Origin of the sequence: Vibrio sp. D420a (genome assembly GCF_030248625.1) — a bacterium.
Classification (GTDB): domain Bacteria; phylum Pseudomonadota; class Gammaproteobacteria; order Enterobacterales; family Vibrionaceae; genus Vibrio; species Vibrio fortis_A.
The window spans coordinates 19399-41158 of record NZ_JAHGAN010000028.1 but is presented as its reverse complement, the minus strand read 5'-3'; the positions used below and the strand labels follow the sequence as shown (position 1 = coordinate 41158).

The window sequence follows — 21760 nt, the reverse complement described above, 5'->3', positions numbered from 1 at the left end:
GTATTAATAGGGTGATGTTTGTTCTATTCAAAGAACATAAAGTACCCCGTAACAATGGATACGTCGAACAGCTTAACAATGCCTCTTTAGCTCTCACTTTGTTGAACGCTATCAACAAAAAGAGCGCCCACGAAGGCCGCTCTCTTTATTTCAGACAGTGTAGTTTATACACACTAAATCATCATAGCTTAATCCAAGCATCATCCCAATATAGGCTATCTCCCGGAGCGTAAGACGCGCTCGCACACCACGCTGTGTATGGCCAAGGCTTACATTCGTAGACGCCGTTGTCAGCGCCTATCACTCGGTCCCCTGCTTGATACGCAGTGCCTGCTACATAGTCAGGATACTCTCCCGGCGGTGGTGTTGTCGTCTCATCAGTCACAACAAAGCTGTTTTGTGATGAAACCATTTCGCCATCTTCAGCGACGCCTTCAAGTAGTAGTTGATACGTACCTGCCTCAATATCTTGTAGTTCAATAGTTAATGCAGATTGGCCATTAACTTGAGTCTGAAACTGCTCAACCACTTGATTCGAAGCATTACGAACATTCACATCAACCGTTAACGCTTGGTTGCTAACTAACTGTAGGTTCAACGTTACTTGACCATTATCTAATGCGTATGAAGATGCTAAGCCCGTTACGCCCAGCGTAGGGTCGACATCAGGATCGGGCGTTTCACCACCACACGAAGCGTCGGAATCTTTGCTCCATACACCCCACTCGCCCGTAGTGCCCGGTTCTTCACCTCGAGTCCACCAGCCCGCTTTCCATGGGTGTCCATCGTGAGAGACTTTGTCGCCTTCAACATATACACTATTTGCATCCCAAGGGTTTGCACAGGTTGCTCCATCAGTCACTGTCACAGCACGTGTCGCTTCAACGATTTGAGCGGCACTGTCAGACACTTTATAAACTAAGGAATACGTACCGATAGTATTTACATCCACTTGCCCAGTGACTTGTATTGATGCTGTTAAGTCACCGTCTTCCGCATCGTTGGCCGTAACACCTTCCAATGCATCAAAATCGTCGCCTAGCATTACCGTTGTATTCTCTACGCCACTCAACACTGGCTTTTGGCTATAGACCTCTACGCTTCGTGCTTGGGTCGTTTGGTTATCATCGCTATCGGATACCTTGTAAGTAAGTACGTAAGTGCCAATTGAAGCAGTATCGACGTAACCTTCGACTACGATTGAAGACGTTAAATCCCCGTCCTCTTTATCATGCGCGGAGACACCCTCTAACTCATCAAAAGCGCTTCTATGTAGCACTCGAGTATTCCCAACGCCTTTAAGGATTGGCTCACCGTCGTTACCCGGAGGTGGGGTCACTTGGCCATGGATAAATGGGCCATAGTCATTAATAAAGGTTTCGTTGTACTCTTGCCCTTGCGCGTTAATGCCCATGTCCCAGTTCACAGACCAAGTCATAACGCCACGCAATGGCTGACCCTGTTCTGATAACTGTTCAAACGCTGAATACAGATCTTGTGGTTCTTGTACGTAACCAGTAGCCGCAGCGTCAATGTTAGATGGAATACCAAACACTAACTTGTTGTGAGGGATTTTATGAAAACCACGCGTGCCGTTGCTCAATGAATCGGAGATGTAGTAGATAAATTCTTCTTTCAATTCATCGTTATTCTGAGCAATCCAACCTACACCCTCGACCCAAATACCGTCACCACCTTGGTTGTAGAATTGAGGGTTAATCCAGTCATAGTAACCTTCAAGGTTATCGATATATGGGACGTATTTACCACCAGCAGTCAGGTATGGAAATTCAGGTGCCATGGTAATTAGGAAGTTTTTGCCCTGCTCTCGGTAATGATCTTTTACCAGTCTTAATGCTGTCGGAATAACGGTTTGGTTATCCGCAGCCGTTACAGCCGCTTGCTCTAAATCGATATCTAAACCATCAAAACCGTATTTTTCAGTAAGACGAATGATCTCTTCGGCAAACGCGGTCTCGTCTCCCGTCTTAAGTTCAATATGAGCATCAGCACCACCAAGTGCGATAAGTACTGAACGCCCTTGCTGATTAAGCTCTGATATTTGGTTAATGAACTGCTGCTCTGAAAGGCCAATAGTTGGATCGAGCTTAAAAGTAGGAATGCGGCCTTCTGCAACATCATAAACCTTCATAAAAGAGACGTTCACAATGTTGTACATCGGGTTTACCGCATCTAAAGTGACACAAGGCGCGTTGCCTCCCTTGTAACCAGTTCCATCGCACCAGTTGTGCCAATATCCTACTACCACACCGCTATTAGGGTTGGTCATTGGAGTACTGCTCGCATTTGCCATTCCCGGTAGTGCGACGATACCCACTGAAATTGCGAGTTGTAGTGCTGTTCGTTTCATCATAAACATCAATCCTCGTTGAATAACTGTGCCTATCACAGCGCCTAACAATGATTTTATGCATGAATAAAAACAGACTAATAATGTATTTTTTATAAAAAGAGTATCATTTATATAAGTTGTGATTTTAACTCACAGATAAAGAAAAAATATAATCTTACTTTTGACTAATCTGAATTATTTACCCGTCTTTTTTACTCATTTAAATAACCAATGGGAATTATTTGATGGAGGATCATTTAGATTAAATATATTAATAAAGCCTAATAAAATACGCATCGAGGAAAATCGTCAGCCCCTCCACTCCCTAGCTACACCACCGTTATGCGATGCAAAAGCCCCTCACCACCAGATAAACAACAATATGCATATTGATTTGCCACACATTGTACAATATTAAACCAATTAAGGAATCGCTAATTTAAAATATGTAAAGTGCCCGCCGAAATTAATGAATAAGAATTCACAAAGTTATGGTTTCATTCACATTATTGATAACTCATCCTGTTTCAATTGATATTGATTTTATAAATTAAAATACATATTCAACTCGCCGAGTAAGTGTCCCATATACTATGACCATCAAGTACCAGAGCATTGCCAAGACCTCACTCCATTTCATTGCTTCTTTTTGTTGTTCTATGGCTATGCTTCTGCCCATCACACCCTTTCACTACAAGAATGTGAGCGAGAAGTCGGTAGTACTCGCAGAAGCCAAATTAGATGAGATAAAGGCGCAGTTCGATTCTTTTATAACCACGCAAAATGCTAGCCTTCCGTGTAAAGCATTTGTGCGAGAGCTTAGGCAAGCTGTATTTCACACGGACTGGGTAAAAGAAGCGGCGATATATAATGATCGAGACTACTTTTATTGCTCCACAACCGAAGGCGACGTTTGGTTTCCTTTATATCAAACCATCAGCAACCGCATAAACAATGACCCGAATCTAACAACACTTTCTTATACCAACTCTGCTATTTCTCAGTCGAAAGCCATTATGCTGATCTTCAAAGATCACGTAAGCCAAGAAGGTGTCAGCCTATTAATCCCACCGCATTACATTTCTGACATTGTCGAAGATCATCTGTCCCAATACGGGCTGAATTCAAAGGTTGAAGTCATTCATCGAGACATCTCTGCGCTCGAGCCAGTTTCATACATTAAAGCTTTAAAAATAGAGTCTGACACTTATCCACTAGCCGTCATCTCTTATGCTGGTTATGGCTATTACCTCAACTTCCTTCTTAAGTACTCTTGGTTTGGTTTTCTTTGTGCGGGTGTCGCGACCATCGTTGCGCAGAACATTAAGCACAGAAACCAAGAACGGAGAGGCCTTGAGTATTCACTGTCTAATGCACTTAAAAACAAACACTTACATGTTCACCTTCAGCCTATTGTTGATCAGCGCACTTCACAGGTTGTTGGTTGCGAGTCACTCCTACGATGGAATGACCCAGTCGAAGGCAGTGTCTCGCCTGCGATTTTCATCCCGCTCGCAGAAAGCCTAGGGTTAATCGAAGATCTCACCTACTTTGTGCTTGAAGAAGTGTTAAGCACATTAAAAACAAACAGCTCTCTATTTGAGAATAGATACATTAGCGTCAACATCAGCCGCAATGTCGTCTCAAACCCAGAGTTCGCCGACAGTGTTCTTAGGCTATTTCGTAAAAATCCTGAGTCGTTAAATAAACTTATCTTTGAAGTCACTGAAGATGGTGAGTGCCTCGAAAAAGACATGGTGACGATCCGAACCAACTTAAACAAACTGGCGGAAGCTGGCGTAGAAATCGCAATCGACGACTTCGGCACTGGTTATGCGGGGTTAGACTTTGTACGTCAGTTCCCCTTTAGCGTCCTTAAAATTGACCGTGTGTTTGTAAAAAACATCTCAGATTCGTCGAGCTTAGGAGTTCCTATTCTTGAGTCTATGCTTCAACTGGCCGACTCACTTGGAATGGAAGTTATCGTTGAGGGTGTGGAGAACGAATCGCAAGTCCAAACACTCGCAGGGTTGGGCGTAAAATACATCCAGGGCTTCTATTACTACAAACCAATGCCAAAGAAACTGGCTCTGGAAATATTGAAGCAGCAAGATCTGATTCGATATGAAGGATTTAAGTTGCTTCCTTCTTAGATATGTCCCTTAAACATAAAACGCCTGCTATCTTGGTCTTGAATAAGTCAAAGATAGCAGGCGTTATTGTATGGATCCGTTGCAGCCAATCAGCGCACAACAAACACCGAGCAATGGGCGTGGCGAACAACCTTCGCTGCATTAGAACCCAGTAGATAAGAGCGAAATTTTGGTTTGGCAGATGCCATCACAATCGCGTCAGCATTCGACTGTTTCGCTTGAATAACCACTTCGTCAAAGACAATCCCATTACGTATGATGCTTTTACCGCGGTGTGGTCTTGGCACCAACTCTTCCAACATTGTTTGTACACTGTCAAAAACGCTTAGGTGTTTATCCGAAAATGTCGCCCCACTTACCGTCGGAACCATACTGTGATGCACTCGCGCGTCATCCACATAAAGCATATCAATCACACCATTTTCTGAGATCAGTTTGAGTGCCATCTCGACTTCCCTTTTGACCACTTCTGGATAGGCAAGATCAACAGGCATTAAAATTCTGTTCAGACTCATATCAATTTGCTCCCATAACCTTGTTAGGTAGCCACATCACCATTTCAGGAAACAACATACAGGCTATTAAGACGCATAATTTCAGCAAAATGAACGGCAAAATGGAGCGATAGATATCCATCATACTGACACCCGGCGGAGCAATACCTTTTAGATAAAACAACGCAAAGCCATAAGGGGGTGTTTGCACTGCTATCTCGATGTTTAGAATCATCAAAATTCCAAACCAAATAGGATCATAACCGAGCGATACCACTATTGGCGTGAACAGCGGTGCGCACATCAATACGATGATCAGTTCGTCGATGATAAAACCGAGCAACAACATGATGACTTGCAGAAGGATAATCACGCCTAATGGGGGCAAACCGAGATCTTGCGTGATTTGAGCGACCATGTTTTGCACGCCACTCAGCATGTGGAAGTTGCTAAACAAAGAAGCACCTAAAATGATCCACATCGATACGCTGACCAACATCGCTGTTTCAAAACCAGAAGATTTGAACATTTCAAAGCGAAAGCGCTTAAAAACAATAGCCAAAAGAATCGCACCAACAACACCAATAGCCCCAGACTCCGTCGGAGTCGCGATACCTGTGATAATACTGCCCAACACAGCCACAATGAGTAACAGCGAAAACATGCCGTCACGAGCAGTTCTTATTTTCTCTTTGCCCGTCATTGAGCTTTCAGCGCCCGTACCTAAAGGGGCTTTCTTCGGATTGAACTTACAGCTGATAACCACATAAGCGATTAGCAAGGTTATGGAAATCAAAGCTGGAATGATCGCAGCTAAGAACATGCGCCCCACGGAGTTCTGGGTTGTGGCCGCGTACATGATCATCGGGATACTCGGTGGTATTAGGATTCCCAATCCACCGCCTGCCATAATCACACCTAGGGCGAGACGTTTATCATAACCACGTTCTAACATCGGTTTGAGCGCGATGCTTCCCGATGTCATAATCCCTGCCCCGATGATGCCCACCATAGCACCAATCATGGAACAGACACCAATGACGCTGATCGCCAATGAGCCACGGATACGCCCGATCACCATCTGACTCGCGTTAAACATCGCATCCCCGATACCGGAGCGTGTAAGCAGTTGTCCCATATAGATATAGAGCGGGATAGCCAACAAAATAAAGCTAAAGAAGTTACTCTCTATCGTGGTTGGCACTAAATTAAATATGCCCTCTCCCCAGGTCAGATAACCCATTCCCATAGCGATGCCACCAAGTGCGAGACCAACTGGTGCACCTAATGCAAAGCTAAATAAAATACAGCCGATAAGAAGCAGCGTTAATACCTCAATACTCATGCATCCCCCGCCTGCTCAATTAATTCTTGTGACTGTTCGATACTTTCTACTTCTCGTTCAATCAGGTCTTTGCCTGTGATAACGAAATAGATGTCTTGCACCATGTCACTAGTAAATTGAGCGATGAACACCGCGCTCGCACACATCATCATCACCCAAAAATGCGCCATTGATGGGGCCCATTCAGACTGGCGTCGGTAGTTAAACTCCAGCGCCTCTTCAAACTTACCAAATGCCATCATCATCACGACACAAAGGAAGAAAATCGCCAACGAGTAGGAAAACAGATTGAACACTGAACGAACTCTTGTAGACACTGACAGATAAAGAACATCAACATTAATATGCGCTTTGTTCTGCTGCGCTAATGCCCCCCCCAGAGCGGCAATGTAACCAAATAAAAACAGTGATACGTCGTATGCCCATATCGTGGGCTCACCTAATACATATCGAGAAAACACCTCAAAGGCGACAGTGGCTGCAAGGATTGGCATCAACACCGATGCTGACACGCCAACCCAATACACAACCCGATTAATGCCCAAACAATAAGCAGTTAACACCTTAGTAAACATAACCTTCATCCCTAGCAGCAAATAGGAAAAGGGGGCAAGCCCCCTAAATTGACAATTTCACTGATAATTCGACATCTACCCTATGATTTGAAATCAGTGATAAGCCAAATTTTTATTCGTTGTTTTGTACAATTTTGATTAGGCGTTGGCTGTATTTGTCAGCGTCAGCATATTCGCTCCATAAAGAGCCAGCAGCACCATTCCATTTAGCGATATCTTCAATACTCGGTTCTGGGCTCCACTTCATGCCTTTTGACTCCATATCAGCAATCGCTTGAGACTCCCATAAGCGGGATTTTGTCATCTGCTCACGAGCGTGAACTGAGCTTGCTGCACGAACAATGGCTTGAAGATCTTCAGGTAGCTTGTTCCACGCGCTTTTGTTCACAACAATAGGAAGGGCCTGCGCACCAGCGATTGGCAAGCGGTACATGTACTTCGCCACTTCGACGTGGTTTCCGTCTCTATGGTCAATCAAGTTACTGCCTATTGACCCATCAATAACACCCGTAGCCAGACTGGTGTAAATTTCACTCCAAGACAGTGAGGCCGGTGAAGCACCTAGATTACGCAGGAACTTTCCGTAAGCGCCTGGCGCACGAATCTTAAGGCCTTTAAAATCTTCCACAGAGTTAATTGGCTCTTTGGTCAGCACATAAACCGGTAGCTGAATGTACGGTTCCAGCCATACCAAGTTCTGCTTGTCGTAAGCTTCTTCAAGTACTTCACCCCAACCTTTCTCGTGGAATAGCGCACTCAGCTCACCGACATCATCAGTCATACCTGGCAAACCCACTTCAACCACGCCTGCAGGGAACTCTCCCGCATGCATCGGTTGGAAAGGTGCGCCCATTGTCATTAAACCAGATTTAACCGAACCCAAAACGCCAGTCTGACCAACGCCTTCACCGGCATACATCACTTGAACGGCAATACGCCCGTTAGACATGGTTTCAATGTTTTCAGCAAAGCTCTTATACACTTCACCATAAGCGGTACCGCGAGAGTATAGGTTCACAAATCGCCAGTTATGCTCTGCCGCAAAGGCCTGAGACGCAGTAAAAAATGTGCTAGAAATAGCCAATGCATATCCAGCAACGAGTTTAGTTACACTTCTTTTGCGTAGTTTGCCTAAGGTTTTAAACATGAATAATCTCCTTGATATGATCTCGCTGTTCTAGTTATTCCAAAACAGTGCTGGGTGACGCTTCATTTCCTCGTTGTCACCTTGTGAACAATAATTACAATTTGTTTACATTCATTAAATTCATATTTATCCACCTAAAGTTTTATAAATCTCAAACCTTTGCAGTTTTAATACGTGACTATGCAAAAAACGGGGACTCGTCATTCAACAATTTCCGGGATGCAGAACGAAAAAAAGCAGCACATCGAGTGCTGCTTCATGCGAGGTATCGAAATAAGTTTCTCGTTACTGCAATAAGATGAAAGGCATGTTTCAAACAAAACGCTGAGAGGTCATAAACTGACGACTAGATGCCCTGACATAGATATTTGATCTCCAAGTAGTCATCAATGCCATACTTTGAGCCTTCACGCCCACTCCCAGATTCCTTAACACCGCCAAATGGGGCAACTTCTGTCGATATGATCCCCTCATTTGTCCCTACAATTCCGTACTCAAGTGCTTCACTAACGCGCCACACTCGACTTTGATTCTGTGTGTAGAAATAAGCGGCTAAGCCATAAGGTGTGTCGTTCGCTCGCTGGATAACTTCCTCTTCATCACGAAAACGGAAAATGGTCGAGACTGGGCCAAATAACTCTTGGTGTGCGATGTCCATCTTTTCAGTGACGTTGGTCAGAATAGTAGGTTGATAGAACTGACCACCCACCTTAGATACGCTTCCTCCTAATACAAGAGTTGCCCCCTGTTCAATCGCTTGCTCGACTAAACCATGCACCTTATCAACCGCTTTTTGATTAATCAGAGGGCCAATATCAGTGCCATCAGAGAGGCCATCGCCAATCACCAAGCCACGCACGGCTTGAGTATAAAGCTCAACAAATTGGTCATAGACCGAATCATGAATATACAAACGGTTAGTACATACGCAGGTTTGGCCAGCATTTCGATATTTCGAAATCAACGCACCTTGAACTGCTTTTTCAATGTCCGCGTCTTCAAACACAATAAATGGCGCGTTGCCACCCAGCTCAAGGGAGACTTTTTTGACTGTATCCGCAGCTTGGCGAAGTATATGTTTGCCAACAGGCGTTGAACCGGTGAATGAGATTTTTCGAACCAAAGGATGCTGACAAAGCACCTCACCAACACTTGCAGGTGTGGACGTAGTTACAATATTTAGCACACCTTTAGGAATACCGGCCTGTTCGGCAAGTTTCGCCATCGCCAGCGTACACAACGGGGTATCTTCTCCTGGCTTAACCACCACAGTGCACCCTGCAGCCAACGCAGGCCCAACTTTGCGAGCGATCATTGCGATTGGAAAGTTCCAAGGTGTCACCGCCGTAACCACACCGATAGGTTGCTTAATTGTCATGTAGCGTGTGTTAGGGTTCGCAGATGGAATAATATCGCCATAGACTCGCTTAGCTTCCTCACCAAACCACTCAAGAAATGAGGCTCCATACATCACTTCGCCGTAGGCTTCTTTATAAGGTTTACCTTGCTCTGATGTAAGTAGTCGAGCCAGTGAATCCGCATTCTCGACAATGAGGTCAAACCATTTTCTCAACAATCCCGCTCGATGCTTTGCGGTTGTTTTTTTCCATTCTAAAAATGCATCATGGGCGGCTAACACGGCGGTTGTCGCTTCTTGCTGCCCCATATCCGGCACGTGCGTTATCACTTCACCTGTCGTTGGGTTCACAACCTCAAATTGTTTGCCATCAATTGACTCTACCCATTCGCCATTAATGAGGCATTGGGATACTACTAAATCTAATTGTTTCATCACTTCAGTCCCTAATTTTATAAATTCCTACAACTTCAAAGATTCTTGAATTTGTTTGACGCATAATCAGCCACTTACATAACAAAATAATAACAAACGCTTAATCGGGATAAATGTTCTCCTTTAAACATGAAGTTTTATGAGCCTAAAACAATGACAAAGAATCCTTCGCCTGTCGGTCAAATTGGTGACTACGAAATAAAGCAGTTAAAGATATTTAAGGTCGTCGCCGATTGCGGTGGCTTTTCTGCCGCCGAAACAGAACTCAACATCAGCCGTTCAACGATCAGTATTCATATCTCTAACTTAGAATCTCGACTCAACCTCATTCTGTGTAGACGTGGCCGCGCAGGGTTCGCACTAACGGAAGAAGGTGTTGTTGTCTATGAGGCAACGGTTAAATTACTCGGAGAGCTAGAGGACTTTCGAAACACAATCAATCATTTAGATATTCAGTTATCGGGAAGTTTGACGGTGCTATTTAGTGACACGATAAGCCTAGACAAACGCGCTAGCATTCCTACCGTCATTCGTAAGTTTTCAAAACTAGCGCAAGAGGTTTATCTGACGGCTGAAGTCGCAAGAATGACAGAGATCGAAAGAATGGTAATGCAGGAAGAAGCAGACATTGGCTTTATCCCCTACCACAGAGCGCTTGATGGATTAGAGTATGAGCATATCTACACGGATATTTGTTATCTGTATGCCAGTAATAATAACCCGTTGGCGCAACTCGATGATCATGAACTGACTGATGAGGTGATCGACGGCTTTCCAGTGGTTTATGCTGGAATCAAAACCCAAGAGCGCATTAATGGGCACTTGGCCAATATGAATCTAAAAGCCACCGCCTATAACTACGAATCTCGTATGGCGCTGCTGTTGTCTTCTCGCTTTATTGGCTATTTACCTGAACAATATGCACAGCCTTATGTCGAGTCTGGTGAGCTTGTTGCTATCGCCCCCGACCGCCGTTATTACAATTTGGAAATCATGGCGATCACCAAGAAAACATCCGGGCTCAATAAAGTACGCTCACTTTTTACCAAAACAATGCGAGACTATTATCGTAAGCAAGCTACTGAGTTAGCTATATAACGGAAAATGAATAATGGCGGAAAATGAAAATGCCTGAGCATTGCTGCCCAGGCATTTTTATTGATACGAACATGACGAGTTAAACTCTATGTTCGACTTAAGCCACTTCTGACGCTGTTTTATTATCTTGTTGAGCTAGTGAATCTGAACTTATCTCTATTTGCTGCTTTTCAATGATCTTGTCACAGATATAACCGCCAATCGGTATTGCAGATGTTGCTGCAGGAGATGGTGCATTACAGACATGAAGGCTTCGCTCGCTTTCAGCAAACAAAAAGTCGTGCACCAATGTACCGTCTTTAAGTACCGCTTGAGCACGAATACCTGCAGGATATGGTTCCAGATCTTCCACTTGGATTTGAGGGCAATATTTGTTTACTAGCTTTAAGTAACCAGGCTTCCGCCACGAGTTCTTGGTTTCAATTAAGCCCGTCTTTAGGTGCTTCGCGGTAACCTTCCAAAATCCCGGGAAACGCACCATATCCATCACGTCGCGAACGCTAAAATTGATCTTCCCGTACCCTTCTCTTTTCCATCCTTGCACAGCGTTTGGCCCAACAGTGACTGAACCATCAATCATTCGAGTCAAATGCACGCCTAAGAACGGTAGGTCGGGATCTGGAATTGGGTAGATAAGATGATTCACAATATCATTGTATTTTTCTGGTAATCGATAGTATTCACCGCGATAAGGAACAATTTGGAAATCAGTTTCAATGCCCATCATACGTGTTAAACGATCCGCCATTAGACCTGAGCAAACCACCAAAAAGTTGCCAGCATAAGATGTCGCTTGTTGGTTGATATTAGCCGTTACGACAATGCGATCTGGCGATTCATTCAATCCCGTCACTTCGGTGTTTAGTGATACTGTGCCACCAGCAGAGACAAACTCTTCAGCCATTTTCTCGGTCACAAGGCGATAATTAACAATGCTCGTCGTAGACACCGCAATGGCGCCTAAGCCCACAATGTTTGGCTCACGACGCTTTAATTCCTGTTCATCAATTAGCTCAACATCCAAACCATTTTCGTGGCAACGCAAATATAACGCGTGCATGCGCTCAACTTCTTGTTTAGACGTTGCCACCAGCAATTTGCCACAGTTTTCAACAGGGATGTCGTGCTTTGCACAAAACGTCGTCGTCGCTTCCACACCCGCTTTGCAAAATTCCGCTTTCAAGCTGCCCGGCGCGTAGTAAACGCCAGCATGAATAACGCCGCTGTTATGACCTGTTTGATGATGCGAAAAGCCCGATTCTTTTTCTATCAACAAAATCGATTTATCTGGGAAGTGGCTTTGTAATTGCCAAGCCGTCGATACCCCGACTATGCCACCGCCGATTACGACGTAGTCATACACTTTTTCCAAGACTGGTGCTCCTTCACTCTTTTCGTTTTTATTTACTTTCTCTATTTTTATTATAGTTAAGCGACTTAACGCATTACTGTCGTTCAAGTCGCTTATTGATCATCATTGTTCGAAAACTAGCGAGTAAAGTGCCCACGCTGACGCAGTAGCTCACGCTTAAGGCCTGGGTCTGCCACAAACTTATCGCGGCCATGCAGCCAGCAATGATTTTGTACCACCAACATACTGCCGACGTTCACACGGACATTAAAACAGTTAGTATCGCTTTCTAGAGATTCACTCATTTGGTGAAGGTAAAGGCCTTGCTGCATGTTTTTCGGCTGTGCAAACTGGTCGATGAACAACATATGAGGCTTGCCATTTTTATCCTCTTCAAAGAACACAGGGTGATCTACTGTGTAACCGACATTCTTACTTGGCGGTGCACCCCACACAATATCTTGCTTCGCCATTGGATGATGATAGAAACGCTCTAAATCTTGCCAATCATCAACGTGCAACAATAACGAGTCGCCCATCTGCATATTCTTTTCATCCATCTTCATCATCAATACGAAATCGGTACGCTCTTGAACGTAAGTCCCATCATTGTGAAGTTCCATACGTCGATGTGCCTGACGTAGATAACTATCACTATTGTCATCATTTTTAACGGTGAAGCGCGCGTAATACTTACCATACATCGCATCGAAGTTAGGAATCCCAATCAAATGAGATATTGCGGTCGACAAAATAACAAAGAAGTCACGTTGCTCATCACTGTCGTCAAATGCCGCTTTCGCTTCCGCATCAGGTTCTAACAAAAAAGCGCCTGTTTCCCTGTCTTCCATGGTTGCCACGAGAAATTTACCAAGCTGGTAGTCACACGCCTTATCAAGAGCATCGGCCACAGCGAAACGAAGAAAAGCTTTATATTCTAATGATTGAAGATTGTAATCTTGCGTGAGCTCAGAAAACTTATCCAGCGTTGCTTTCGCTAATGTCACGACTTGTAGACGTGAGTTTTCTGGGTGCTGCGAGATAATAAATCCACTTTTTTCTTGTACGTTTTCACTAAAAACCGTCGCGATATTCATTGTTTCACTTCCTTTTGACTGTGCCGCTGAGCGGCTTTTTCATAATATTTTGTTGTTAAAACGTTGAATGACTGAGCAATGTTGAGCATTAGATATCAGCCACGCCTTGAGTTAACAAAACTATAACGACAGCGAGATTATATTAACAATATATGGTAGATATAGTTTCCATATACAAAATAGATGGCAATAAAAATGGATTTGAAACGTCTCTACTATTTCAGCCAGTTGGCAAAGACTGGAAACTTTACCAAAGCCGCCGATCAACTTGGGATTGCACAGTCTGCTCTCAGTACCAGTATCAAGAAGCTCGAACAACAATTGGAGCTCAAACTGATTAATCGAACCGAGCGACAAATGAGCCTGACCGCCGAAGGGCAAGTGCTGCTTCGTCACACCAAAATCATCTTGGAAGACGTTGAACAAGCTGAAAAAGAGCTACAAGAGTTGAAAGGATTAACCAGTGGAGTGATTAATTTCGGTGCGCCGGCAATGCTTGCTTCTTACTACCTTCCAGACGCGTTGGAGCAATTCAAAAAGTCATATCCCGGAATTCAAATTAATGTCCACGAAGCTGGTACAGCGACATTGGCGCAAATGCTTGTTAATGGCGAACTCGACCTAGCGCTGATAAGAGGTGACCGCGAACACGAGCAGATTCGCCATACACTGTTGGCTCAAGACCAAATTGCGGCCTGTGTTCCCGCTAATCATGACTTCGCATTAAGAAATAGCATCACTTTAGAAGAGTTTTGCAAGCAGCCATTGGTAATGTTTAAAAATGGCTATTTTTTGCGTGAAACGATCAACACCTACTGCCAACAAAACAAAGTCCAGCCCAACATTCACTTTGAGACCAACCTACCAGAACTGCTTAAATCTATGGTCCGCCGGCAGATAGGCATTGGTACTTGCTTACCAATTTTGGTCGCTAACGATCCGCAGCTGAAAGCCATTCCATTTGATCCCCCTATCCCATTACAGTTAGGGATTGGTTGGAAATCGAGCCACTACCTCTCAACGGCCGCAAAGGCATTCGTCAGCTTCTTACAAGGCACATTGCGCGACCAACAACACGACTAAAGTTTGATGACGATAAATCTTTATATTTATTCGGAGTGATTTTATTGGTGTTTTGCCGTGGATAACATTCTCGCTACATTTTCAAACACAGAGCATGTCGACCATGGAAAAAAAAGTAAATTACGACGCATTCTGGATGCCGTTCACTGCAAACCGCGACTTCAAGGCCAACCCTCGAATCATTAATCGCGCTGAGGGTATGTATTGCTACTCTGATAGAAACATCAAACTGCTTGATGCAACTGCTGGCCTTTGGTGTGTGAATGCAGGCCACGGTCGTAACTCTATTGGTGAAGCGATGGCAAAGCAGGTCGCAGAGCTAGATTACAGTTCACCGTTCAATTTTGGGCATGATATCGGTTTCGAGTTTGCAGAACGTCTTATCAAACACACACCACCGGGTTTAAATAAAGTGTTCTTCACCAATTCAGGATCCGAAGCCGTTGAAAGTGCACTTAAAATTGCATTGGCTTATCAGCAAGCCAAAGGTAACACTGGTAAATATAAACTGATTGGCCGTGAACTCGGCTATCACGGGGTTAACTTTGGAGGAATATCCGTAGGCGGTTTAACACCTAATCGTAAGGGTTTTGGTCCACTACTTGCGACCGACCACCTCGACCATACGCTCGACATCGAACGTAACGCATTTAGCAAAGGCTTACCGGATAATGGCGTAGAGAAAGCCGAACAATTAGAGCGTCTTATCCAGTTTCATGGCGCTGACTCTATTGCTGCAGTTATTGTTGAGCCTATCTCAGGCGCCGGCGGCGTTATCCTGCCACCTAAAGGCTATTTACGACGTCTACGTGAAATCTGTACGCGTCATGATGTGGTACTGATTTTTGATGAAGTCATCACTGGCTGGGGACGCTTAGGCTCTGCCTTTGCCGCCGAAGAGTTTGATGTTGTACCCGATCTGATTACTTCAGCAAAAGGGATCAGTAGTGGCGTTGTTCCACTAGGCGCGGTTTTCTCTAGCGAACACATCTACAACACCGTGGTAAACAGTGCACCTGAAGGCACGGTCGAGTTTTTCCATGGCTATACCTATTCAGGGCACCCTGTTGCCTGTGCTGCTGGACTGGCGACTCTGGATATCTATGAAAAAGAGGGATTACTTACCCGAGCAAAAGGCGAGATTGGCCAGTACTTCGAGCAAGGGCTGCATTCATTACAAGGAACAGGAAACATTATCGATATCCGCAACTATGGATTAATTGGTGCGGTACAGTTCGCAGAAGCGTCTCACGGTAAACCAATCGGCTTTGATATCCTTAAGCGCTGCTACGACAAAGGCGTCATGGTTCGTAGCATGGGTAATACCATCGCCCTTTCCCCACCACTGATCATCGAAAAAGAGCACATTGATATCATCGTCGAAACTCTCTCTGATGTAGCCAAAGAGTTTGCTTAGGACTGATTTTCAGATACAAAAAAGCCCGCATAACTGCGGGCTTTTTGCCATACCAAAGTATGAAAATTTGGTGGGTCCGGGCGAACTCGAATCGCCGACCCCTACTATGTCCAAATTCTTTGTGTGCTTATCTTGTACCTAAGATTGAAAACCTGATTGAATAAACTCCTCATTGCCTGCGATGCTCGTATGACTTGCCAGTATGTGTGTCTTCACCACAAAAATATGCACGGCGCACACAGCGTGAAATGCAATGGTAATACTTAATATCTTGTAAATTTACCTGCTGCTTGCGTGCCCTAGTCATGGTTTGCAACCTACTGATAGACGTTAATTTTAAAAATAAGCAACAAATTATGATTCATCAATTTATGGTGGGGGTCCGATTAATTCCTATTAATTCTGTGATTTTTACCTGGAAAAGACAGTACCCGGTCAGGTCACCTTGACACGCAACCGGGCAAGTCCAGTCAGTTTAACTCCTATGAACTCTGCGTTGCGGCAATCGCACTGCCAAATGCGAAACCTGCTCCGACAAACTGAATACCCAGGGTTGTACCGACATAGTAGGGATTTTCTATTTTGAAGACATCTCCCATGGCACTAAGGGTATCTCCAGCCGTTGATGTCGTATCGGCGACCCAAACATTCCAGTCGGTTTTCTCAGTGGCATCCGCCGCGATAGTCAGCCCCATTACAATGACGGAGACAGCAGCACTTAACCGACTCCTATATCCCAATTTTCGCCATCCATCTCGTTGATAGTCACCTTCATGCCAGGGCTGAAATGCTAACAAGTCTATGCTACTGGTGATATACGAAATAAGTCTTTGAATGTAAGCCGCTTCTCGAACACTGTGACAACCGGCACTGTCACCACTCATCACCGGGAAGCTGACAGAAGCCCCCATGATACCCACTATCTTGCTCGCAGCATTCCATTTTGGCTCGTCGGCTAACTCGGTTTTCCCGAGGATCAGCATGAAGATAGAATTATTCGCAGCAATCAGGCCTCCCCATTCAGCATAAGAGTGCAAGAGATTACCGCCGCTTGCTCGTACCAGATTGCGTTCAGCTATAGGTCCAGATAACGGTTCATCCATGGTTCCAGATAAGACTCCCGTTGTCTTTGTTGGCAGCAACAAATCATCAGGATTAGCAGGTGCAAACACGTCCTCATACATATCCTTACTTCCAAACCAGTCAGGCACGTTCTTATAGAACTTTTTAAAGGTAAAGATCCGATAGGAAATAGACACTGGCACTGCCGTGATAAACGCTAATACGTCCAATAGTTTCGGTGTATCGACTTTGTCCGATTCATACAAACCACCGATAAATTGATAAAAGATCGTAAAAAATGGCACCTCAACTTTTTTATCCAACAGGTTTTGAATATGTTTCAATCCTTCAACCAACATTCTCGCCATTCCGGCAAACATGGATTTAACGGTTTCCATAATAGCAATGCCCAGATCAGCGATAATGCGCATCAGATCTTTGAGGAAGCGCGTTGGGTGCAGCAATCCGTCAAGCACCGCCTGAGTCTGATCGTTGAGAAGCACAATCAATTTCTTTGCTAGTGATTCTTTATCGTCGAGGTAGGTCTCCAACGCCGGAAACCCATCGGCTTCGACATTGCGAAGGGCGCTGGCCCCCCCCGTGTGCAGCAGGTTGTACAAACCAAAGTTAACAATGGGATTGTTAAACAGCCGCATAACACTGCCAAGCAGGTTATTGCGAGGTTCCTCCAGGTCTGGGGCGTCATCGCCACGCAATGCCAGGAGTTTGTCTTCCAACACATTCAGCTCCTTTTCGACATACTTTTCCCACTTTTCTGCCTGGGCTTCAAAATACTGGATTTGTTGTTGCACACCATTTCGTGTTGAGGTCGCGATCCGTTTATGGGTGTGCCAAATGTCATCAACCCCCAGCAAACTTCCGAGCCAACCTACCACTTTGTCAAACACAAGCTTAATGGCATCAAACACGTAGGTCATAAAAGGAAAGATTTCCTCTACAGTTTTGATCACAAATTTCACCAAGGACGCGCCAATTTTGATCACAAATGTCAGGATCTTACGCTTAACTTTGGCGACAAAAGAGCGCACTGTGACAAAGGCATTTTTCACGGCTCTGAAAATGGAGCCAATAACATGACCTGCCCACTTAAACGGATGAAAACCGCCATCGTGATGCAACTCGTCATCGGCTTCATCACTGTTGAGGTATTTGATGTCGTCACCGACAAATTTCGCTCCCCAGTTTTGGTCCTGAATGCCTTCTTCCGCACTCTTCATGATCCCCGTGATACCTTGCCGCTGATCAGCAATCAACTCGCTGCGATTACTCACCATCTGTTTAAATATCAAGCTGGCCTGATTCAAATTACTGTCTGAGGGTTGTTCTCCATTGTCCCATAAAGGCAAGTCATCACCGGTACGGGCGTCCTTGAAACCTGAAGCGCCATTCACCTGACTCAGGGTTTCCATTGCGGTATGGGCGGGATCGAAAACATGGCTTATTTTATCTGCGCTGAGACCCACTTTTATCAAAGGTGTATCCAGATATTCACAGGGGAAAATAACCGTCACCGCCCCTGTCATATCAGTCATAGCAGCTTTGGGCTGATCTGGTCCCAAAATGTGGCTTACGCCATTGACCTCAGCCTGTATGGTGCGCTCGGATGTTAAAAAACACTCCTGATTGGGCAGCAGATTTCCGTTGTCGTCATAGACACTCATGCGGGTGATATAGGAAGACTGTTCAACAATTTTCTGTGGTTCGGCAACGCGAATATATTGCTCGTTCCAAAGCCCCGACGTGGGATCCAGAAAGAAGTGGATTAGCTGTTCGCGCTCATCCACCACCACCAGGTGGTTTTCTAACTGTGAGCTTTTTACACAGGAAAACTGACGTACGCCCTTCATCAGGGGAATGTCTGGCGTCCATTGGGTTTTATAAGTGCCCAGCTCCGATTCATAATATTGATTGGTAAGGTACACTAACCGGCTATGATCGAGTGCATCGTATTCCAAGGCAAACAGTGATATTCCCTCACCAGAACGCGATGTAGTGAGCTGCGTAAAAGTACTGTCGTCTCGTGCTTCTATGAGAGTATCACGATAGAATTCGTCATAGTGGAGGGTCACTTCTCGCCCACCAGAAACCACATAATTTGAATCTTCACTGCCAGGTAGTAAAACGATAGAGCGGGTATCTTTTGATACAGAAAAACGCGAGTTGTTCTCCCCTGTTAACGATCCACTTGGAGAAAACAGCAAGGTTTGCGCATCCGCAGCTGACTGATACAACAGGAAGAAACCGGCATCTCCCAGGTACTGCCCCACCTGAAAGTCATGTATTTTCTCAGAATTCGCAGGAATGGCATTTTGCACTGGGCTATCACCCAACCTTAGCGTGTAGTAGTAAGCCTGCTCACCTTCTGTGGAAAAAGCTGCATGGTATTCACCACAACGCAGACGATTAATACGCCCCAAATTTTCCGGCAGTGGCTGCTCCGTCCAGGTGATAGCCCCCTTGTTGAGGGCGCCTCTGAGATCATTACCCAGCAACTCAGAGTAAAACATTCTTTCCCCTGTTTCATTGCCTTGTTCATCTTTATCGACAGCCACCAGCAGCAGTCTGATTTGAGCATCATCATTTTTTTGATACTGAGCAAAATGACGAACTTCGCCTTTAAACAGCTCCCAGCTTTCCCAGGGCGCATTGCGATTTTCTCGCTCAAGATGGGATTCAGGCTGCACGATTGCCCGAAATATATTGTCTTCACCAATGGCAAATACGATGGGCAACTTTTTGTGGTCCAGTGCTGCCACCAGATCGTTTCCAGCCTTAATTGACTTCAGTGTAGCGTAGTTGCGAGTCAGTTCTGCACCGTGTTGAATTGAAATTAACGCAGTCATTATTTGTCTCCCTGGTATTCAGGATCATAAGATGCCTGTACCGCTACAACAGAATCTCTGTCTGAAGCCGAATCAGGGGCGTCAAAGTTCATTCCTACATATGAATAGACATTGCTCAAAGGCAAAATAATACGAGGGCCAGTCACGGCTGGAATAATGTTTTTCTCTATCTCAGCAAGAATTTCATCGGGTTTGATGCTGTTATAAAATCCCACCGAGTTAATCAGCTTATTGCCATCCTGAACCACCTTTTTTTCGTTTTTGATGATGCCAAAAACGTTCTCTCCCAGCACTTTTGTGCACGCTTTAAATCCCCCATTAGAATCGGGAGACAAACGAATACGCAACACCTGACACTCTGGGTTCTGACTGGAAGGCATTTTGCCGGTGCGATAGTTTGCGGCATCGCCATTGCGCTTGCCGGTATCCCAAAATAAGACCACGCCATCGTGTGAGTAATATTTGTTTTTTACCTGAAAATGCAGGAATAAATTCATGCCGTGCTCGTCAAATGACAGGGTAAGCCGAGGTCGGTAGTGCATAGTGACCTCCATACCAGAGCCGGTACTGGCACCAGAGCGGGGGTTAAAGGAGCTGGAACTGGCCTCGCCCACTATTTTTCTCTCGCTGTAGGTGTAGCCTTCATTGATGAGTTGCTGAAGACTGACATTTGGCGTCGAATAATTCTGCGTATTTTCTACCGTCAGAGACTTTCCTGAAGATTGTGAAGGCCCGCCAAGGATCTGTTGGGTATCCCCAGTATTTTTATCTTTAATGCCGTTAAAAACGTTGTTGATGATGCCAGTGAGCTGTGCCAGTAACGGGTTAATAACTGCCGAGTTGTAAAGCCCTCCATCAATGGCAAATACCGAGTAACCGTCTTTGGCATCCTCGGCCGTTATCAAGCTGCCATCCAGTCGGCCCTTATCCGAGCTGATTTTTTCTTTGTCTGTGTCCATCAGGTAGTTAACAGATGAACGTCGCAGATCTGCGCCAGTAACAGCGTCATTTGCCGCATAAGAGACCGAGTAAGACATGGCTGTGGGCTGCAAGACGGCTTTGTCTCTTGTTGCCAGTTTTGGCACTACTACGGTGTAGCCTAAAACATAAGGGTTGATGCCATCTTTGGCAGACAAATGCACATAAGAACTCATCATGGATTGCATAAAACCTGAAATTTCTTTTTGATCGTCATTGGCTGGAACCACCGAGGTGTCATTGATGTAGTCGATGTTTTCCAGATCCAAAAATAGGGTCTGAACAGTAAAATCCTCGTCCGTTAATGGATCGCCTTCTTCTTCTGTCGCATCTTGTAAACGCCGCACTTCAGCATCAACGGCGTCTTTGGCTTCCTGAGAAATGTATTCCGTCTTTTCAGTTTTGCGCGTCGGCACCAGACTCGGATTGACTTCAAACAGGATTTTCATACCGTCAATACTGTTACTTTTGATAGACTTAAATTTGGAGTTGTATTCTGCTTTTTTGAACACGATGGTGAGATTGACTGTCCCATCCTTTTCACTGACAGGTTCAATAAATGGCACCTCAATCGTCCCAAAAAAGCCTTTCATGAAAACAGGTTCATTATCCTCAATAGATGGCTTAAAACTATTGAGTGCATCTTCATATTCAGTTTTCGATGCCACCACCTGACGGTCGTAAACTTTACTGTCGTCCTCAGTTTGCCAGTAGCCAAACTCAGTGCGCAATACATGTTGCGATGAACCGGGTTTAACAGGCATTTTTGCCATCTTTTTAAACTGGTCATTGATGGTTTGCATCGCCAGAAATATCACCATTTGATAACTGGCAAGGCTCTTATTAGGTATACTATCCGTCATTGTTGTACTCCTGTTTATTTTTCCATCTTTCTGAAAGATTATTATGTAGAGCGCCATATGCCAATTACAGTTAATTACACTAACTAGG

General features: G+C 44.8%; 14 protein-coding genes. 4 read left to right on the top strand and 10 right to left on the bottom strand.

The window, feature by feature from the left end:
- Positions 1 to 181: 181 nt before the first annotated feature.
- On the bottom strand, positions 182 to 2374 hold the full coding sequence (locus KI743_RS17850) for an immunoglobulin-like domain-containing protein (protein ID WP_285467519.1): 2193 nt from the start codon (positions 2372 to 2374) through the stop codon (positions 182 to 184).
- A 572-nt stretch (positions 2375 to 2946) separates the two neighbouring features.
- Here KI743_RS17850 and KI743_RS17845 point away from each other — a divergent pair.
- Positions 2947 to 4506, top strand: coding sequence for an EAL domain-containing protein (locus tag KI743_RS17845; RefSeq protein ID WP_285467517.1), 1560 nt, complete (start codon positions 2947 to 2949; stop codon positions 4504 to 4506).
- An 89-nt stretch (positions 4507 to 4595) separates the two neighbouring features.
- Here KI743_RS17845 and KI743_RS17840 read toward each other — a convergent pair whose 3' ends face one another.
- The 5 genes from KI743_RS17840 to KI743_RS17820 form a co-directional block, all read right to left on the bottom strand.
- Positions 4596 to 5021 (bottom strand): universal stress protein, encoded by a 426-nt coding sequence (locus KI743_RS17840; protein ID WP_032548907.1) that lies wholly within the window; start codon positions 5019 to 5021, stop codon positions 4596 to 4598.
- 1 nt (position 5022) lies between these two features.
- Positions 5023 to 6345, bottom strand: a complete 1323-nt coding sequence (locus tag KI743_RS17835; RefSeq protein ID WP_152468789.1) for a TRAP transporter large permease subunit — start codon at positions 6343 to 6345, stop codon at positions 5023 to 5025.
- Positions 6342 to 6920, bottom strand: coding sequence for a TRAP transporter small permease subunit (locus KI743_RS17830; RefSeq protein ID WP_285467516.1), 579 nt, complete (start codon positions 6918 to 6920; stop codon positions 6342 to 6344). Before KI743_RS17830 ends, KI743_RS17835 begins: the two co-directional genes overlap by 4 nt.
- 112 nt (positions 6921 to 7032) lie before the next feature.
- On the bottom strand, positions 7033 to 8067 hold the full coding sequence (locus tag KI743_RS17825; RefSeq protein WP_285467515.1) for a TRAP transporter substrate-binding protein: 1035 nt from the start codon (positions 8065 to 8067) through the stop codon (positions 7033 to 7035).
- A 346-nt stretch (positions 8068 to 8413) separates the two neighbouring features.
- Positions 8414 to 9859, bottom strand: coding sequence for an NAD-dependent succinate-semialdehyde dehydrogenase (locus KI743_RS17820; protein ID WP_285467514.1), 1446 nt, complete (start codon positions 9857 to 9859; stop codon positions 8414 to 8416).
- A 153-nt stretch (positions 9860 to 10012) separates the two neighbouring features.
- Between KI743_RS17820 and KI743_RS17815 the strand changes: the two genes are divergently transcribed.
- Positions 10013 to 10957: a LysR family transcriptional regulator gene (locus tag KI743_RS17815; protein ID WP_032548901.1), complete on the top strand. Its 945-nt coding sequence runs from the start codon at positions 10013 to 10015 to the stop codon at positions 10955 to 10957.
- 97 nt (positions 10958 to 11054) lie between these two features.
- On the opposite strand, the gene lhgO is transcribed toward KI743_RS17815, so the two are convergent.
- Positions 11055 to 12329: an L-2-hydroxyglutarate oxidase gene (gene lhgO / locus KI743_RS17810; protein ID WP_285467513.1), complete on the bottom strand. Its 1275-nt coding sequence runs from the start codon at positions 12327 to 12329 to the stop codon at positions 11055 to 11057.
- A 116-nt stretch (positions 12330 to 12445) separates the two neighbouring features.
- Positions 12446 to 13405, bottom strand: a complete 960-nt coding sequence (glaH, locus tag KI743_RS17805; protein ID WP_285467512.1) for a glutarate dioxygenase GlaH — start codon at positions 13403 to 13405, stop codon at positions 12446 to 12448.
- Positions 13406 to 13600: 195 nt separating this feature from the next.
- Between glaH and KI743_RS17800 the strand changes: the two genes are divergently transcribed.
- Positions 13601 to 14488, top strand: coding sequence for a LysR family transcriptional regulator (locus KI743_RS17800; RefSeq protein WP_285467511.1), 888 nt, complete (start codon positions 13601 to 13603; stop codon positions 14486 to 14488).
- Positions 14489 to 14591: 103 nt separating this feature from the next.
- Complete coding sequence (locus KI743_RS17795) at positions 14592 to 15905, top strand: aspartate aminotransferase family protein (RefSeq protein WP_285467510.1); 1314 nt, start codon at positions 14592 to 14594, stop codon at positions 15903 to 15905.
- A gap of 482 nt (positions 15906 to 16387) precedes the next feature.
- Here KI743_RS17795 and KI743_RS17790 read toward each other — a convergent pair whose 3' ends face one another.
- Together KI743_RS17790 and KI743_RS17785 are read right to left on the bottom strand one after the other, a co-directional pair.
- Positions 16388 to 19831: a hypothetical protein gene (locus tag KI743_RS17790; protein WP_285467509.1), complete on the bottom strand. Its 3444-nt coding sequence runs from the start codon at positions 19829 to 19831 to the stop codon at positions 16388 to 16390.
- The gene (locus KI743_RS17785; RefSeq protein WP_285467508.1) at positions 19831 to 21672 is read right to left on the bottom strand and encodes a hypothetical protein; all 1842 of its coding nucleotides are present in this window, start codon (positions 21670 to 21672) and stop codon (positions 19831 to 19833) included. The genes KI743_RS17790 and KI743_RS17785 overlap by 1 nt, the downstream gene beginning before the upstream one ends.
- Between the last annotated feature and the right edge of the window lie 88 nt (positions 21673 to 21760).

Bases quoted from the DNA above. Each gene is read 5' to 3' on its own strand.
- KI743_RS17850 (WP_285467519.1), bottom strand. From the start codon at position 2,374: ATGATGAAACGAACAGCACTACAACTCGCAATTTCAGTGGGTATCGTC.
- KI743_RS17845 (WP_285467517.1), top strand. From the start codon at position 2,947: ATGACCATCAAGTACCAGAGCATTGCCAAGACCTCACTCCATTTCATT.
- KI743_RS17840 (WP_032548907.1), bottom strand. From the start codon at position 5,021: ATGAGTCTGAACAGAATTTTAATGCCTGTTGATCTTGCCTATCCAGAA.
- KI743_RS17835 (WP_152468789.1), bottom strand. From the start codon at position 6,345: ATGAGTATTGAGGTATTAACGCTGCTTCTTATCGGCTGTATTTTATTT.
- KI743_RS17830 (WP_285467516.1), bottom strand. From the start codon at position 6,920: ATGTTTACTAAGGTGTTAACTGCTTATTGTTTGGGCATTAATCGGGTT.
- KI743_RS17825 (WP_285467515.1), bottom strand. From the start codon at position 8,067: ATGTTTAAAACCTTAGGCAAACTACGCAAAAGAAGTGTAACTAAACTC.
- KI743_RS17820 (WP_285467514.1), bottom strand. From the start codon at position 9,859: ATGAAACAATTAGATTTAGTAGTATCCCAATGCCTCATTAATGGCGAA.
- KI743_RS17815 (WP_032548901.1), top strand. From the start codon at position 10,013: ATGACAAAGAATCCTTCGCCTGTCGGTCAAATTGGTGACTACGAAATA.
- glaH (WP_285467512.1), bottom strand. From the start codon at position 13,405: ATGAATATCGCGACGGTTTTTAGTGAAAACGTACAAGAAAAAAGTGGA.
- KI743_RS17800 (WP_285467511.1), top strand. From the start codon at position 13,601: ATGGATTTGAAACGTCTCTACTATTTCAGCCAGTTGGCAAAGACTGGA.
- KI743_RS17795 (WP_285467510.1), top strand. From the start codon at position 14,592: ATGGAAAAAAAAGTAAATTACGACGCATTCTGGATGCCGTTCACTGCA.
- KI743_RS17790 (WP_285467509.1), bottom strand. From the start codon at position 19,831: ATGACTGCGTTAATTTCAATTCAACACGGTGCAGAACTGACTCGCAAC.
- KI743_RS17785 (WP_285467508.1), bottom strand. From the start codon at position 21,672: ATGACGGATAGTATACCTAATAAGAGCCTTGCCAGTTATCAAATGGTG.